We start from the raw sequence: 15,764 nt of genomic DNA, 5'->3' as shown, positions 1-15,764 counted from the left end.
AAGGCGGTTAGGTCCATGCCAGCTCCACGTTCACATCCACATCGAGTGGCACCCGCTCCGCAAGATAACGATGCAGGTCGTTGACAAGCACGCGCGCCTCTTCTTCGGGAGCCGCAAACCTGTCGCGCCCCGCCATCACCGTAATGCGGTGCAGCCGACGCAGTCCCCGCGCGTTTCGCGCAAGCATTGGATGGACATCGATATGCGTGATGCGACGATCGAAGGAACGGATCGAGGTTTCGAGGTCGGCGCGCGTGAGTAAACGTTGCCGCGACAGCAACGCCTCGGAGAACCGCCGCTGCGCCGAGTGCAGACCCTCTCCATCCGAGCCCCCCGCACCCGCTGTAATATTTTCAACCGTCAGGCCACGGGACAGTGGCTCTTGCACAAAACTCTGTAGACGCGAAACTCCCATCTGGTTACCGGCCGCCCCCGCAGTCATCCAGAGACGCACGTTGGCATAGGTTTCGTCTGATCCATCCGGCATCTTTCCCGGCAACAACGTTAGATAGCCCTGGTGAAGACGATATCTCCCGATCCCGGGGCTGAAGGAAGGTTGGAACTCAGGAAGATAGTTCTCCCCGCTTTCGCCAGTGATCGAAAGCGGCGCTACAAGAAAGGAGCGGCCACCAGTGTCTCTGCTGACAGGGATCGTCGTGCCGTGCTCTTTGAAGTTCACCGTCTGGTTGGAACACTCCACATTGGAGGCGCTCTGCGCATGCAGATAGACGGCCGAGATGGCTGTGTGCAGCGTTTCGATTCGGGCATCGAGCTGTATGCGCAGCCACGCCCGCGGCCTGAGAAAGAGTCCTGGGCGTTCGAAGATCGAGCGGAGCGGAGCCTCCACACCCTGTGGGGCATCGCATAGAAAATGTCGTTGCGCAGGAATCGCCGGGAGCACAAAGCATCTCCCCCGCCAGAATCCTCCAGGCAACGATGGCGTCTCTACACCTTTCTGTAACTCCGCGGCTTCGTCGGTCATCTTCAACCAATGCAGCTGTCGCTGTCCCGCGTTCAGTTCGCCTGGACGGATCACACCTGCAGCTTCAAACCGGCCGTCGTTCGAGGCGAGACACCAGTTTTCGCGCTCTAACTGCTCGCCTAACAGGGTGGCCTCCGGGCTGGTCTGCAAAAAAATTCCATGACGGGAAAGATGTGCCGGAGCCAGATTCTCAATCGCAATGTAGATCGCAGGATGCGGTCCTAATTTCGCCGGTACTGCACCGTACGATGGGCCTGCACGCAGGCTTTCCGTTGGCAGCTCAATACCGCTCAGCAGGCGCAGCTCACCGCCGGAATCTGCATCTGCTGAACGGCCGCCTTGCCGAGAGCACTGGTAAATGAACACCGCCGCAATCCGTGCAGCAGAGACCGAGATACCATAGTCCGTCGTAAAGTTCATCCGGCCGCCGCTCTCAGGCTCTCCGCTCAGGATGGTTCCCGCACTCACATGAGCAGACTCTGTCTGGCAGTGATAACGCACCACCAACTGCGCCGGATGGGCAAAGCGCCGCTCAAAACCGAGGCCCGCCAGAAGCTCATCGAGCAGCGCAGTCCGGAGCCTGTCCGTGTCGGAGGACAGAGCGTGGAGCTGCGAAGCCAGCGTGCGGAAGAGTACGGCCAACACAGGGTCGATGATTGTCGACTCGATCCCGTACTCTCGCAGATAGCGGCGAAAGTCGTCGCGGAGCTTCAGATCAATTTCGGCTGCGCTTGAATTCATAGGGAGTGCCCTATCAGACGGTCGCTGCCGGATTCCCGCAGCATAAGAGTCACACCGCGTTGCTCTGAGACGCGCCCTGTCCACCGCGTTGCCTCGGGCTGCTGCATATCCTTATGAAGTGGGTCGAGCACGATGGATTCAACCCGATAACGGACGAGTCCAAGCTCAAGCAGAACCGTGTTGATCTGTTCTGTTGCAGCTGCGGCCATGCGTGCCCGCGACTCTTCAGACAGGCTCTCCCTGGAGACCTCAGGGAAAAACTCCTGAAAGCCAAAGAGTGGGTGACCAACCCATGAGCCTCGCGGTGTCCGCGCCATGATACCCAGGAGCATCAGATAGGTCTCTCGTTCATCGGTCTTCTGCAGCAACCCTTGCTGTAGGCGTAGAGGAAATGCAATCGACGAGCTCGAGAGATGATCTGCACGATACGTTGGGATCAACTTCATGACTCCTGAAAGGATGACGTAGAGCCTGCGGTGAAGAAACAGGCTCGCCCACGGCGTGGAAAACACTGCGGGCGAGCCATGTCCTCCGATGTAGCTAATTGCCCATAGTGATGTCTTTGAAGTTCTGCTGATTCATCGCCGGCTCAAGCTCCAGCGTCAACAGGTGGTTGACCGTTGAATGGCTGGTCAGATCCGGACTTCCATCGGGGCTCGAAGTCGGCAGCGGATTTCCAGTCTCAAAACGGCTGATCCAGCCTTTGAACTTATAGCTGCACAGAGCATCCTTCTTCGAGTCATCTTTCCAGTACTCGATCTTCATGTCGACGATCTTGTCGCGGGTTACGACGTGAGCCAGGTCAAAGAGCCGCTGCAACGTGCCGTAGGGCACGTTCACGTCATCGTGAAAGTCGATATAGATCTTGATGGCAGTCGAGAGAGTGCCCATCTCAGGCATGCCCGCACGATCCTTCAGAGTGGCAAAACGCACTGAGCTGGCAAGCGCGTCAAACTTGTTTCCGTCTACCGTAACCGTACTGCGCAATGGATTCGACATGTGAACAGCCCTCGCTAATTCCTTGTTGAGTGTTGTTGGTTGAACTTCAGGCGGCCTGTGCCACAGCTGACGAAAAATACGCGTGACAAGGTCAAACATCTCTGACCTCCTCTGCGCTTAGCCTATGCACGCTACCTGCCCACGGACTCCTGCTTCGATCCCTCAGGAGTAAACTCTGGCGTATCGATCTTGAGGCGAAAGCTCTCCCCCGGCCCCGTCGGCATAACCTCCAGCTTCAGGTCGCAGATACCTTGCATCCGCTTGTTCGCGTCGCGATCAATGTCTAGTTTGAAGTCGATCAACGTGCCTGCTTCCACCTGCTCCTGGAGCATGCGCATAATCGGCTTCTCGATCGCCTCATCCATAAACTCGCGCGTAAGTACCTGCCCGGCTACCTGCAAGAGGTAGTGGCGGCAGCAACGCTCGATGTAACGAATGATGCGATACGAGGTGAAGAACTTGTAGACCCCGTAGGGGTCGTCTGCGAGAGTTCGGCAACCAAAGAAGCAGAGTTTGTTATCGGCGTCGCGAATGACGGGGATCAGCTGCCGCTCCATGCTGATGTGTTCCATCTCGCTGATGAGCGGTTCGATTCTTGCCTTCTCGGGTCCGGTCACCTGGCCAAAGCGTGAGCCAACCGGCCCCTGTGCCATTCCGGCGCTATCATCCGTGCGAGCCACGGCGCCGGCAAAAGCCAGCGACGGAGGCCCATAGAGGTCATCCCCGTTGTCGATCGTCTTCTCGAACCAGTACTTCGCACGCAGCTGGAGATATCCCATGACCACAACATCGGCCGCAGCTCGATCCTCGGGCCGCTTAAGAAATTCGTACTTTCCTCCTGGCCGAAAGTTTCTCTCTACATTCTGAAACGATTTTTCATCGTCGATGTCCGTGATGAGCAGAATGCCCCATTGGTTCGCTATGTTTTCCAGACGCTCCCGCACCGACTGACTGATCCAACCCGGAATCACCAGATTGCAGATATCATCGCGAAAGTTGAAGTTATCATTGCGCTTCTTGCAGAAGTTCTCCACTGCCGCGACCGTCATGCTATGCGCGCCTTTGATCTCGCGGGGATCTGTGTTCCAGATAAACAGCTCGATCGGCTTCCTCTGCTTGCCGTCGTAAATCTTTGTGTTCTCGAAGAAAGTCTGCAGCTCGCGATAGCTCCGCTCGATAGGGCGCAGCTGGGTAAAGACCTGCTCCAGCAGATCGTCGCGGATCTCCTCTGCCTGGTTGATCTGCGATTGCAGCTTCGTAAGCGTCTCTTCAAAGCTGTCTTCTTCACTCAGCAGTGAGGTAATGTCGGTGAGCTGAGTAAGAAATTCGCGAGCACTCTGCGGTGTGAAGATGGAGGTGATGGAGCGATCTTCATCGATCAGTCCAGGATGCAGGTCAGCGAAGATCTCCACCAGCACGTCGCGCGCGGGGCTATCTCCCAGAATCTGATTCGTTGACTTCGTGAGTGTCTCCATTAGTTTTTCCCTTCTGCGACCTTGTCGAGTTCATCGCGCAATTGTTCGAGCGCGGCGATGATCTGCTGGCGTTGCTCCGGATTGCTCCACGCGCGGCGCACCGCCGGAAGCTTCCAACGGTCTTTGAGCCGATACATCAGATCAATGTTGTTCTTCAGGTCGGCCAGATCGTTTCGCAGATAAGCCACGGAACCGTCCTCCGCACGAACCTCCTGGCGAGTCATGATGTTGGAGGGCTCGAAGTCTTTAATACTGCGAAAGCTCAGATCAGCCTGAAACTCCGTCTCTTCCTCGCCTGCTCTTCCCTTGAACTTCATCCGGGGATTGAACTTCTCAAAAGCGTCATGGAGCGACTCCACCATCTCCGGCTCTTCATTCTCTGTCCGAACCTCTCGGCTCACCTGCTCTAAGGTCATAGGCATCGTCACTGCGCAGGTGCTTGTGGGAACCTTGCGAACTGAGGGCCGCACACTCTGACGTTTCACTTCGATGATCGGCATGGAACTCCTTCCGTTAACTCAACCGCGTTTTATTTGGATCGAACTCTGTAATGCTCTGAACGATCGTGTGCTCTTCGGGATTCCGTATCGCCGCACGGCCGCCACGAGCCATCGCCTCAAACCCCGGGGGCGCCTGCCGAATTCCAGGATGGCCTTCTTTGTGCGACGGAGATTCGGCGCCGGGCCAATACTCAGGGCGCACGGGTCGCGCTACGCGATGGTCGTAGCGTTCGGGCCACAACAAGCGTGGGAGCCCAAACCAAAGAATCGCCAACAGCACCGCGAAGCCTGCGAAGACAAAGAATGGACGCAGGAAGAGTAGGAGCGAACCCCGGCCCATACGTGCATCTCCCAGGAAGGCGCGCTGTTCCGCCTCAGTCGCTTCCCCTTCAAACGATGGAGTTGCGACGGGCGGCGCGACCCATAGCGCCTGCCTGTTCTCCATCTGAGTTGATCCATCGGGGAGCGTAACCTTGGCACGAAAGTGAACGACTCGACCTGCGAGCAGCGTACGGGAACCAAGACTCTCCGGAGCCTGTACTGCAACGGTCAGGCTTCCATTCTGTGAAAGCGGCACAAGCTGAAAGGCCTTGCGGAGGTCGTTCACGTCGAAGGTGATGAGTGGTGGCCGCGTTCCCAGCCGCGTCATGGCAATTTCATCGATCGACTGCCTGTTCCCGAGCCCTATGGGCAGAACATCTACGCCGGACTGCTGCACGGCTGCTGCCGCAGTGCCAAGACCACCCGAACCGGCAAGCAGCCCCTGGTCGTCTCCGGATTGCGGATGAACATCGTTGGCGCCGTCTGTCAGCAGGAGGAGATGCGGTGGCTCATCACCGGGATGATGTTGCTGTCGCAGTACCGCGACAGCGGCGCGCACAGCGGAGTAAAGTGCGGTGTTGTTGCGAACTGCTGGCCGGGGTAACGCGTCCAGTTCCGCCTGCGCCTCGGCACGTGTGCTCACAAAATGTGCTGCAGAGATTGTGCTCTCAACGTTATGGCTGTCGAACGGAACGATAGCCACGCGGTCATGACCATCGGAAAAATTCCTCAGATACTCCGCCGCCGCACCCTTTGCGGCATCAAAACGGGATTGCCCATCCAGATCGCTCTTGAGCATGCTGCCGCTCACATCAAAGAGCAGGAGCGCGGTCTGCGGCAGCCTTACCTGATCTGCGTTACCAGCAGCAGCTGCCGCATAGAACGGCTTCACCGCCTGCCCATCGATCTGCACTTCAACGTGCGATGCCAGCTCCTCTGCCGATGGAAGTTGCACATTCACTGGCCTCCCCGCCGCATCAACGAAATCGAATTTCATTCGGAAGCACGGCTCCGCACTCTCCGGCTCGCATTCGACAAGGGTTGGCTTGGTAAGAAAGTCCAGCGAGACGGTTTGCCCATGTGCCAGGGTCTGCAGCCACCCTGTAGTCGCGAAGACGAACGCTGCGATACGGAAAAACTTTGTCATCCTCGCACGCCTCCCGCCTTCTTTGCGGCAAACATGAGGGTCGTGCGTCCCAGGATAATCAGCGTCTGATCGTGGAGCTCACAGGAAGACGTAATCGAGCGATTCTGCACCTTCAGAATGAAGCGGCGCAAGCCGCCCTCGGACATCACATCGGCGTGGCGAGTTACATAGAACCGGCCGTCTTTGCTGTAGATGCGGGCATGCCGAGGCGCGACGGAGCCATCGGGAAGATAAATATCGACTTCGCGGCCATAAGTCGTCTTCGACAGATCGGCGCTCTGGCTGCCGATCACATAACTATCTCCTTCTTGAATGGACCACTCTTTCTTGCCAAGCTTGCCGATAGCTCGCGGGTCACCGCTGTTGACGAAGCGAAGCACTCCATCACGGAGAAAGATGGGGGCAAAAGCAATGCCGAAGCTAATGCCTGCGCCGGTCAGCACGAAGGCGAATGCCTGGGATATGCCGGGAAGCCATTGGCTCATGGTGCCAAAGACAATTCCCCCCAGAAAGCCTCCACACATTCCTCCCACCATTCCATGTGCGAGACGGGCACGATTCACTGAGATCCAGCGGGCTCCCAGCCCTGCTCCAATTAGAGCGCCACTCACCATCCAACCCAGCACAGTGCCGAGAGCAAGAGCTCCAGGAAGCGCGGAGCGCAACGGCAGGTGCAGAGCTCCCGACAACATGCCCGCGACGATGCCAATTGCAGCTCCGGCCGCGATCCAACGAATCTGCAGACGATTGCCCGCCCACTTCTCATCGAAGGCTACGGTGAAGCCTCCAATAAACCCGCCCAGCAACGCAGCAGCGATCATTGCAGACGGCCACGCCGGAGCGCCTGCCGGTATCAGCAAGACCAGCAGCGCCTGCGAAGCCCATGCGAGTAGTCCGGCCACACCGCCTGCGAGCGACATGAAATATAACGTTTGAAAGATGTTCATGCGGAAGCGGGGACTCCGTACAAAACACAGCGAGGCATTCTTTATCGGGCTATGCGGTTGTGAGGCAACGAATGTTCATCACTCTTTGTGGATTGTCCCTATTTGCAAGACAGGCGATGTGTCCATTCCTATGTTTTCGGTCCAATTCCTCTGGAATACTTTTCTGCAGGCGTATCTATCGCCCGAACCGCTAAGAGAGAGCCAATCTTCCATCTTCACGCTTTGTATACTGAAAAAGTTTTGGGCCTCTTTTCATAGTCGAGGCACCTGTTGGAGCGTGCCTGATGTTCCATCGAGTTATGGTTGCCGGTGTGGGTGCATTGGGCTCCGAGGTTGTGAAGAACCTAGGGCTTATGGGTTGTCAGTCGGTATTCCTGGCTGATGCCGATGTCGTCGAAGAAAAAAACATCGCGAAGTCTGTGCTGTTGCGCGAAGGTGTCGCCGGTCAAAGTAAGATCACGTGTTGCCTCACTCGCTTGCGCAACTGGTTTCCGCAAACCCACTGGGAGGGAGAAGCAGCAGAGATCGCCGACATTGCGCCGAAGCGGTTTCAAGAGGCAGACATTCTCTTCAGTTGCGTCGATACGGACCTGGCCCGTGCTGAGATAGCCGCTCTATCCACGAAGTATGAATTGCCAATCTGCGATGCTGGCCTGGGAGGGACAAGCACTCGCGTAGGGAGAGTGTCGTGGTTCCCGGGCACCCGCTCGGCAGGCTGCTTCGCCTGCCTGCTCAGCAGCAGACGACGGGCGGAGCTGTTCAGCCAATGGGAGTCAGAGGTATATGCCTGCTGGGCGCGCGAATCTGATGCAGAAAACACATGGACGAGCACTCCGACCATGGCCTCCATCGTTGCTGGCCTCCAGGTTGAACTCGCTACCTCGGCCATTAAAAATGCAGATGCATCTTTCTCTGTACATCTTGATCTCGATCGAGCGCCGGTTTCGCGAACCATCCAACATCACCGCAGCATGGAATGCCCTCTCCATGTCGAAGCGCCAGCTACTTTATTTCCGATCTGTACGCACGCGGAGTGCGGACAGTGCGGCAGTCAATTTTCGCCTGACCGGCGCATTGGCTGGATGCGGCGATGGGGAACCTGCCCTGCCTGTGGGAGCCGCGAACTGATTATTCGAGAGAGCCGACATGGGCAGCTAACGGGAACTCACGGATGACGCGGATGAGACATTATGTTTTGCTCGCGGCACTTGGCATCCTTGCCGCGATAGCACAGCTTGTCCCCACGCGATGGGGGCTCGTCGGCGATCTGGCCGGTGGGCTTCTCGCCGGAGTCCTCGTGCTAATCGGCACACGCGTGCTGGCCCTCGAGATTGAAAAAACGTATCTGCTGCCGACTGTTGCGGCAGTTGCCAGCCTGTCGGGCGTCACCTTTGCGATGACGGGATCAGACGTAGCGACGCCGCATCTCGCCTGGACAGCTCCATTGCTCGCGGCACTTCCAACCGGTATCACAGCGCTCGCCGATGGCGTTCGCGGAAGAAGATGTCAGCTCTGCCGCACCCCTCTGCGCCGGCTCCTTTCTTTCTCCTGCCCACGTTGCCATCTGGTCGCCTGCGAGAACTGCTGGCAGTTTGAACGGGATCGCTGCTGCCTTTGCGAAGCAAATCAGATTCCATTGTTTCCGCTCGATATCTCGTGGTGGCAGCAGCGCTTTGGCGCCCAGGTGCGCGGCGGGCGATGTACTCTCTGCCTTCGAGCAGCGGACGGGCGTGTGGCACAGTGGGCCTGTGTAGGGTGTGGGCATGCTCAGTGCCGGCCATGCTGGGACGAAAATAACGGCCAGTGCAGCCGGTGCGGATGGATACTTCCGCATCTTCCAGATGAGGCAAGCGCACACGGAGTCGCTATGCCCGCATCTCCACCTTCAAGCAAATTCCTTGCGCAGGAAGATTCGCGCAGAAACGCCGACAAAAGGGGAGTTCGCCATGCCTAAATACCAGATGCTTTTTGATACGGTTCGAGCGGAACAGAAGTTCAATGTCGACATCGACGAACAGGAGACGCTCGATGCCACGCTTGATGAGATCCTCTTCGAACTCAGAGAGCGCGGCGACTACCTGAAGGGCGAGGGGCAGCCTCAGGTCGTCTGGAACGGTGCGTCGCTCGATTTTTCCATTCCACTTCCACAACAAGGCGTGCGCGGGAACGATATCCTTCGCGTGTCGACGATCGTACTCAACGGGTGAGGTGCCGGAATGAATCTTCGCAATCGTCGCATCGACACGGAGTGGCAACTGCTCGCGGCTCTCGCAGAGGCAAACCCCATGACGTTCGCTGCAATCGCCCGCTCGGAAGATGAGTTTCGAATCGACATGCAACAGTCACCGGCCTGGGTTGGAGGAAGACAGGAGCGAAAGATCGAAACAGCGCACATGCTTCGCTACGTCTATCCTCGCTACTATCCACTCCTGCCGCTGGAGGGCTATTTTGCCCGGCCTATCTTTCACGTCAACGTCGACCTTGCGACAGGATTTGTCTGTCTCTGGCAAGACTATCGCCCGGCTCAGACAATCGTGGACGCCATTCTTATTACTCGTGCCATCATGGCAGGAAAAGTCGCGAATCTGAATGCTGTCCATCGTATGCAGCAGGATGCTGTGCTCGGAATCGAAGAATCTCCCACGCTATCGATGATGCCGTTGCTTCTTCCATTGGAGTGTCGTCCTCCCCTGCCTCAGCCACGCAGCAGCAGGCGACGGCTCGCATCTGAACTCGATCTCCCAGATACTGCGAGAGAATTAGCATGCGATTTCTAATCCTGAGTGATATTCACGCTAACTGGGAAGCGTTAACAGCCGTCCTCGAAGACGCCGCGAGCCGGCATTACCAAGCCGTACTCTGCCTCGGCGATATTGTGGGTTATGGCCCCAACCCAAATGAAGTTGCGGCCTGGGTGCGAACACATGCAGATGTGGTCATCCGAGGAAATCACGACAAGGCTTGTTCCGGAAGCACTGCCTTCGATTCCTTCAACCTGCTAGCACAGTGCTCCTCGCGCTGGACCAGAGAGCAACTCCTCGACGACCACACGCAGTGGCTACGCAACCTGGATCGAGGACCTGTGCTGGTCGAAAATTTCGATCTCGTGCATGGCGCCCCCGATGATGAAGATCGTTACATGTTCCATGAACATGAGGCGGAAGCGGGCCTACGCAGTGCGAGCGAGCAGCTTACTTTTTTCGGGCACACCCATGTACAGGGCGGCTTCGTCAGCGAACTATACCGGCGCAGCCTTGAGGTATCTCGCCTACACGCTCTTCCCGATCAGATGGCAATTCTTGCGGACCGAAGATATCTGCTTAATCCCGGCGCAGTGGGTCAGCCGCGCGATGGCAACTCCCGCGCGGCATATTGCGTCTACGATTCGGCAATGAGGATCGTCGAATTCTGCCGGGTCGAGTACGACATTCGCACAGTGCAGGACAAAATACTTGCGGCCGGGCTTCCCGAGGAACTAGCCTTTCGCCTCGCATCCGGCGATTGAACGGCAATCATCGTCGATTTGCGATGAGGAATGCGTTCATAGCATCAGCAACTTCACTATGGCCAGTCTGATCGGTTGCGCCTGTTAGGTCTTCGGCAGGTTTATCGATAAGACTCACGTAGAGAAACAGGCTGATGTCCGCCACACCGACTTTGATGCTACGCACCTCTGAAAACGGATATTCTTTTGAGCTGACGGGAAAGGATAGAAGGGTCTTTTGCACGCTCAAAATACCTGTATCCGCCGAAAGGGTGATCTGCGTCTTAACTTGCCCGATCACGCCTAATATCAAAAACGGCACCGCAATCACAATAGGAATAAGCCAGGTTAACCGAAGGGCGGGATGAATAGGCCGGGGCACATTTTTCCATAAAGAAAAAATCACACCATAACCTATCACCAGACACAAAAGGCTAACAATCCAAATCCATCCGAAAGAATGGGCATTGAAAGGAGGGGCGACGACAACCAATTCATGTGCAGTTTGTGATGCAACGTATAGGTCAGTTGGATATCCAGCCACTTTGCTCACTCCGCCAGGGTCCATGTGGGTTTCATTTCACGTTCCATTTGTTTGCAGCCGAATTGCGCAAAAATCTCTGCCAAGGGCTGTGCCGACACGATCAGGATACCGCCGTCCTCCGGGCTCTCCCGTATATAAAGCGAAATACCGCTTAATACACTTGCAGTAAACGGTTCCATCAATTCAGCAAGCGTCGCCTTCTCAATTAGTGGCACGTACCAGGGAAAGATACGAAAGACACGGTCCTGAATAAAGCTCAGAAATAACCCTTTCAAGTCCCGGAGCAAAACGCTGCTTTCAACATGACTCACAAGCTGCAGTCCGCAACCAGTACCTAGCATGGTGGTCATCGCGTCGAGCCTGGCATTTGCGTGAGCCGTCACACGGAACACTGAATTCAGCATGGGCCCTGTCCCCGAAGCTGACTCTATATTTTCCATGTCTTCCATCTTCCACATGCGGGGCGCAGGGCGATGCGGCCACACACCCAGGCCAGCTTCTGGAATCCAGTCACGTGCATGGTCGGCGAATAGACGGGTTACTTCCTGATCCCGTACCTGCCCTATCTGTATAAAGCTCTCATGACCGCAGCCGAGGCGCGCCGTGAAATAAGTGACCAGTTCCTGCAGAAATGCTCGCGCAGGATCGTAGGAGTCAGGCCGTAGACCCCGCGGTGTGGGAATAAGGTAGTACTCGAAGCCTCCTTCCCGCCCTTCGAGACTCAACTCCTTCACAGGAAGATACATTCGAATATCTTCCGTACTTTCTGCCGGCAGCAATGGTTGATTGACAATCAACGACTCAGCCCTCCCAATATCGATATCCCTTACTGCGCATCTCTCGAACAATCGATGCAATCAAAGACGTCAAATTATCTTTGCAGGCCAGGATAATTCCCTGATCTTCAGGGCTTTCGTTGATGTAAACGTCAAAGACTTCGAACCAGCGGCGAATCTGCTGGTCAGTCTGCGCAAAAAAATCTTGTGAAGCAAGTTTTGGAAGCACAAAAAGTATGCCTTCATACTCCAGATCTCGCGGAATCCCGGCTCCGAATATCTCCTTTGTCTGATCGCGAAAAGGTGACAGCAAAGCCTTGGTTTTCTCTTGCCTCTTCTCGACATCGAAAACTGAAAATACTTGCTTCATGGCAGGATGATTTCGTATGAAGCCAGGTATCTGATTCGGTTTCTGCGGATCGAAATCTTCAAGCAGAACTTTTAATCCCGAATGATTGCGGAGAAATTTCGGAATGATCATCTGCGTTTCTGCCGGGGGAGGAGCGGCGACGATCGTTCCCTCCGCGTCCGGCTTCCGAAAAAAAAACGTTAGACCGCCATATCCCAGATAACGCCCCCGCAACACGTCAGCGTCCCTGCCCAAAAACCACCACGCCTGCTGCGGCGCATATTCATACGGACGAAATTCTTTCTTTTTGCTGGCAAGCAATTCCACTTCCTGATCCGATGCAGGGATAGGCTGTTTTCCTCGGGGCAGCCAGCACCGCCCCAGCATAGGATGCTCCTTCATCATCGCATTCAGAAATTCCTTGCGCAGTTTTTCATCTTCGTCGATGACCTGCATCTGCATGAAATGCTCTGCCTGCAGATCGCTTGCTTCGGATAAACGAGTGGACAGGCGGTTAAAAAACTCCAACAGCCACTCACGTTGGCCGCGCGGAATCGATCCAAGGTTTACTGGAATCCAAAAAAGTGAACAGCTGCGCATCGACTCTGCCCAGCGCCAGGGCAGCAGTGTTTTGGAATCGACTCCAGGGATTTCCTCGCTTTTTAGCATGCTGGCCCTAATCTCTACATAAACTGGTTAATGGCCCAGGTAACTCCAGCCTGGATCTTTGCCGGGACAGCCTGGAGAATGCCGCCGAGAAACTTTACGCTGGCGCCGCCTGCATGCGCGGTCGCAACCACAGCTTTACTTGTATTCACGGCTACCTTGGCTATAACGCCAGCGCCTACCATACTGACGCCATGCCATTTGTCTTTTACGATGCCGATCTCATTTTTATTAAAACCGCAATCCATCTTCTCAACGAAGACCGCGTTGGTCGTTCCGTTCAATCCATAATTAGCGCCATTCACATCTAATTTAAAGATTGATCCCGAACTGTAAAAGCCGGAGGTGTAATCCAGCTTGAGATACCTTTGCCAAGTCCCTTTCTTGTCCGCTTTGGTAAACCACTGGTTCTTGTCCTCGTTCAGATTCGACGGATGTGCATCCACGTGATTATCGACCTGCTGCGATACCGTGACGGCAATTTCCGTGCGGATTGTTGGACCGATAGTCGTATGCGTGTTCGTACCAGCGATATACATCTTGTGATCATTGCCAAAGGTCCGGCTGTGATCTCCTACGTAACTCACCGTCGACAAACTCGTGACCTGCACGTTGGAGTTCCCGGTAACGACCTTCACATAATTGGCGATAACACTCTTGCTATAGTCGCCGATGATGGTTGCAGTAGACGTACCCTGTATGTGCTTAAGATAGTTTGATTGAACCGTTTTGCTATAGATGCCGGTGATGGCATTCGTCGACGATCCGGTAATATTTTTGATGTAGTCCAGTGACACACTCTTTGAGTAAAACCCGAAGATCGTGTTGCTCGAACTTCCCGTCACATTTTTCTCATAATTGCTCAATACGTTTTTCGTATAGTTCCCCGTCGTATTGATCAGCGAATTCATCATGACGTCTCTGGTGTAATTCTGCATGACCGTGATGTTCTGGTTCATGTCCACCAGATAGATCTCATTCATGCCGATGGTCACGTCTTGGTTCATGCCAATCTTCATGATGCGATTCTGATCGACGTGCAGCTGCTGATCGCCGTGAACCACCGAGACATCCGTTCCGGGATACAGCAATGCAGCTGGAGTATTGATTGCCGTCATGGTGATGCTCGCCACCGAGACAACTCTTTTATCGGTGACGGGGTCTTTCACGCGCCGCGCTGTCTTTATGCTTCCATCGAAGACTGCCATGTCTCTCTCCTCTTAGCTGCCCACTTCTCGCGACCAATACTTTGAATGAAAATGAATGCGCCCATTGGGAGCATTGAAGATGAGATCGCCCTCCTCGACATTCATCACAATCGCCGGACGGCCTGTCTCCTCACACTTCTCGTGCAGCACCAACTTCGCATGGATAGGCGTTGCAATCCCGATCGACTCCGCGCCTTGCTTATCGATGAGCGAGATGCGATGGCCGCTCTTCGTAACGATTCGCTTAACGTCGTTCTGGTGGGTTTCTCCGCCCCAGAAATCCTCGTTCGGAATAACGTCCGACATATTCCAGGCCGAGCCCAGGATGACGGGTCTCTCCGGATCTCCCTCTTCGAAAGCGACGAGCACCTCATCGCCGAGTTCAGGACGGAAGAACAATCCTCGGTCTGCGCCAGCATAAGGGGTCAGGTGGCGTATCCATGTGGTCTGCCCCTGCTCTTGCCAGTAGTACTGCACCTGCACCTGACCCTGTCCCTGAGGATCATCAATATTCACCACCCGTGCGGAATAGACACCCGCAATCGAGGGTCGAACGGGATGCGGGTTCGACCGGTATTTTGTCCACGGTGTGCAGTGAAAATGATTGGTATACCCCTCCGGGTCCCAGCGATGCACGACACGCACAATGTTGTACTTACCCGCACCATCGACAATACCGTTCGCCTGCACATTCTGCCCCGGAGACAGCGCCTCGCACCGGCTGATTCCTTCACACAACAAACGGCTGCCGATGGACCACTCCGACTCCTGTTGCAACGAAGTCTGATAATCGCTGATCGACTTCACCCGGTTACGCCACGGTTTGTATCCGGACTTCAAAACCGATTTTGCCTGCTGCTTTACTGCGCTTGTAAAGGTATCCACCGCTCCACTCAACGCTGGGTCCTGCGACACCTGCAGGAAACTCTCGCTCTTTGAAGTGGAGAAATCGTAGTGGCAGCCATCCATAGAGGCCACGCCCAACGAACCACCTACGGTGAACTCAACGAGCCCGTCCTTCTGATCGCTGCGCCACTGCAGGTCAGGACCCGCTTCGGAAAATCCTGAGTCAATACGAACACCGTCGTCGGTCGCTACCAGGTAGAGTCCAAAATCGTCGCAGAGACGCCATAGAAAGTGCCAATCCGTCTCGTCCCACTGCACCAGATCCAACGCTGCCTTGGTGCCGCCCCCGGTCTTTGCGGTTACACTGACCCCGCCGCCTCCGCCCATTTGTTGCGCAACATCGGCCAATGTGAGCGGTCCGTAATATTTGTGACGAGGCGCGAGATCGAGCTTATAACTTCCGCTGACAGCCTTGAGGATGACGACAAAGCTTCCGGAAGCCTGGTACGTCAGCTTCACATCCAAAACGAAGCCCACGAAGATCTTGGTTCCAGAGGCTGTCGGCTGCAGCGAAATGGAACGTCCGATCCATCGATCGATCGGCGGACGGCTATCCGCAGTCTGGTGAAATTCGATCTCACACCAGGAGTGCCGATTGAGTTCTTTAACTACCTCTACTCGGCTAACGGTACCCTGGCGTCCGCTCCAGCTCGATTCCAGTTCTGCTCCGTCGATCAGAATATTCAGTGCGATCGCTGACACAAGACCCTCCCTTTCGC

The 15,764-nt window shown here is 55.5% G+C and carries 16 protein-coding genes; 4 read left to right on the top strand and 12 right to left on the bottom strand.

The window, feature by feature from the left end:
• Positions 1-7: 7 nt before the first annotated feature.
• The 7 genes from PW789_RS16910 to PW789_RS16880 all read right to left on the bottom strand — a co-directional run bounded on the left by PW789_RS16910 (position 8) and on the right by PW789_RS16880 (position 7,112).
• Entirely contained in the window at positions 8-1,723 is a 1,716-nt protein-coding gene (locus PW789_RS16910) for a hypothetical protein (protein WP_299378762.1), read from the bottom strand.
• Positions 1,720-2,169, bottom strand: a complete 450-nt coding sequence (locus tag PW789_RS16905) for a hypothetical protein (RefSeq protein WP_299378761.1) — start codon at positions 2,167-2,169, stop codon at positions 1,720-1,722. The genes PW789_RS16910 and PW789_RS16905 overlap by 4 nt, the downstream gene beginning before the upstream one ends.
• Before the next feature lie 94 nt (positions 2,170-2,263).
• Entirely contained in the window at positions 2,264-2,722 is a 459-nt protein-coding gene (locus PW789_RS16900; RefSeq protein ID WP_299378759.1) for a hypothetical protein, read from the bottom strand.
• Between the two features lie 131 nt (positions 2,723-2,853).
• Positions 2,854-4,197, bottom strand: a complete 1,344-nt coding sequence (locus PW789_RS16895) for a hypothetical protein (protein WP_299378757.1) — start codon at positions 4,195-4,197, stop codon at positions 2,854-2,856.
• Entirely contained in the window at positions 4,197-4,619 is a 423-nt protein-coding gene (locus PW789_RS16890) for a type VI secretion system contractile sheath small subunit (protein WP_299378755.1), read from the bottom strand. The genes PW789_RS16895 and PW789_RS16890 overlap by 1 nt, the downstream gene beginning before the upstream one ends.
• Positions 4,620-4,710: 91 nt before the next feature.
• Positions 4,711-6,165, bottom strand: coding sequence for a vWA domain-containing protein (locus tag PW789_RS16885; protein WP_299378753.1), 1,455 nt, complete (start codon positions 6,163-6,165; stop codon positions 4,711-4,713).
• On the bottom strand, positions 6,162-7,112 hold the full coding sequence (locus PW789_RS16880) for an FHA domain-containing protein (RefSeq protein WP_299378751.1): 951 nt from the start codon (positions 7,110-7,112) through the stop codon (positions 6,162-6,164). Before PW789_RS16880 ends, PW789_RS16885 begins: the two co-directional genes overlap by 4 nt.
• Before the next feature lie 284 nt (positions 7,113-7,396).
• On the opposite strand from PW789_RS16880, the gene PW789_RS16875 reads away from it, so the two are divergent.
• The 4 genes from PW789_RS16875 (at position 7,397) to PW789_RS16860 (ending at position 10,617) form a co-directional block, all read left to right on the top strand.
• A complete protein-coding gene (locus PW789_RS16875; RefSeq protein WP_299378749.1) occupies positions 7,397-8,287 on the top strand; it encodes a ThiF family adenylyltransferase in 891 nt (296 codons plus the stop codon).
• A gap of 588 nt (positions 8,288-8,875) precedes the next feature.
• Positions 8,876-9,319 carry a hypothetical protein gene (locus tag PW789_RS16870; protein WP_299378747.1) on the top strand — a complete coding sequence of 148 codons (444 nt, stop codon included), beginning with the start codon at positions 8,876-8,878 and terminating at the stop codon, positions 9,317-9,319.
• 78 nt (positions 9,320-9,397) lie between these two features.
• Positions 9,398-9,889 carry a ubiquitin-conjugating enzyme E2 gene (locus PW789_RS16865; protein WP_299378746.1) on the top strand — a complete coding sequence of 164 codons (492 nt, stop codon included), beginning with the start codon at positions 9,398-9,400 and terminating at the stop codon, positions 9,887-9,889.
• Positions 9,877-10,617, top strand: a complete 741-nt coding sequence (locus PW789_RS16860; RefSeq protein ID WP_299378743.1) for a metallophosphoesterase family protein — start codon at positions 9,877-9,879, stop codon at positions 10,615-10,617. Before PW789_RS16865 ends, PW789_RS16860 begins: the two co-directional genes overlap by 13 nt.
• 7 nt (positions 10,618-10,624) lie before the next feature.
• On the opposite strand, the gene PW789_RS16855 is transcribed toward PW789_RS16860, so the two are convergent.
• Genes PW789_RS16855 through PW789_RS16835 form a run of 5 tightly spaced genes read right to left on the bottom strand, consistent with a single transcriptional unit; the run spans position 10,625 to position 15,747 of the window.
• Positions 10,625-11,140: a hypothetical protein gene (locus PW789_RS16855; RefSeq protein WP_299378741.1), complete on the bottom strand. Its 516-nt coding sequence runs from the start codon at positions 11,138-11,140 to the stop codon at positions 10,625-10,627.
• 5 nt (positions 11,141-11,145) lie between these two features.
• Positions 11,146-11,937, bottom strand: a complete 792-nt coding sequence (locus PW789_RS16850) for a hypothetical protein (protein ID WP_299378739.1) — start codon at positions 11,935-11,937, stop codon at positions 11,146-11,148.
• Positions 11,938-11,941: 4 nt separating this feature from the next.
• A complete protein-coding gene (locus PW789_RS16845; RefSeq protein ID WP_299378737.1) occupies positions 11,942-12,934 on the bottom strand; it encodes a hypothetical protein in 993 nt (330 codons plus the stop codon).
• A gap of 14 nt (positions 12,935-12,948) precedes the next feature.
• Entirely contained in the window at positions 12,949-14,139 is a 1,191-nt protein-coding gene (locus PW789_RS16840) for a hypothetical protein (RefSeq protein ID WP_299378735.1), read from the bottom strand.
• A 12-nt stretch (positions 14,140-14,151) separates the two neighbouring features.
• Positions 14,152-15,747, bottom strand: coding sequence for a phage baseplate assembly protein V (locus tag PW789_RS16835; protein ID WP_299378733.1), 1,596 nt, complete (start codon positions 15,745-15,747; stop codon positions 14,152-14,154).
• Between the last annotated feature and the right edge of the window lie 17 nt (positions 15,748-15,764).

The sequence above is a fragment of the Edaphobacter sp. genome (assembly GCF_028283685.1).
GTDB lineage: Bacteria > Acidobacteriota > Terriglobia > Terriglobales > Acidobacteriaceae > Edaphobacter.
Note: the sequence above shows the minus strand (reverse complement) of the source record. Positions and strands in the feature narration are given on the sequence as shown.

Bases quoted from the DNA above. Each gene is read 5' to 3' on its own strand.
- PW789_RS16910 (WP_299378762.1), bottom strand. From the start codon at position 1,723: ATGAATTCAAGCGCAGCCGAAATTGATCTGAAGCTCCGCGACGACTTT.
- PW789_RS16905 (WP_299378761.1), bottom strand. From the start codon at position 2,169: ATGAAGTTGATCCCAACGTATCGTGCAGATCATCTCTCGAGCTCGTCG.
- PW789_RS16900 (WP_299378759.1), bottom strand. From the start codon at position 2,722: ATGTCGAATCCATTGCGCAGTACGGTTACGGTAGACGGAAACAAGTTT.
- PW789_RS16895 (WP_299378757.1), bottom strand. From the start codon at position 4,197: ATGGAGACACTCACGAAGTCAACGAATCAGATTCTGGGAGATAGCCCC.
- PW789_RS16890 (WP_299378755.1), bottom strand. From the start codon at position 4,619: ATGCCTATGACCTTAGAGCAGGTGAGCCGAGAGGTTCGGACAGAGAAT.
- PW789_RS16885 (WP_299378753.1), bottom strand. From the start codon at position 6,165: ATGACAAAGTTTTTCCGTATCGCAGCGTTCGTCTTCGCGACTACAGGG.
- PW789_RS16880 (WP_299378751.1), bottom strand. From the start codon at position 7,112: ATGAACATCTTTCAAACGTTATATTTCATGTCGCTCGCAGGCGGTGTG.
- PW789_RS16875 (WP_299378749.1), top strand. From the start codon at position 7,397: ATGTTCCATCGAGTTATGGTTGCCGGTGTGGGTGCATTGGGCTCCGAG.
- PW789_RS16870 (WP_299378747.1), top strand. From the start codon at position 8,876: ATGCTCAGTGCCGGCCATGCTGGGACGAAAATAACGGCCAGTGCAGCC.
- PW789_RS16865 (WP_299378746.1), top strand. From the start codon at position 9,398: ATGACGTTCGCTGCAATCGCCCGCTCGGAAGATGAGTTTCGAATCGAC.
- PW789_RS16860 (WP_299378743.1), top strand. From the start codon at position 9,877: ATGCGATTTCTAATCCTGAGTGATATTCACGCTAACTGGGAAGCGTTA.
- PW789_RS16845 (WP_299378737.1), bottom strand. From the start codon at position 12,934: ATGCTAAAAAGCGAGGAAATCCCTGGAGTCGATTCCAAAACACTGCTG.
- PW789_RS16840 (WP_299378735.1), bottom strand. From the start codon at position 14,139: ATGGCAGTCTTCGATGGAAGCATAAAGACAGCGCGGCGCGTGAAAGAC.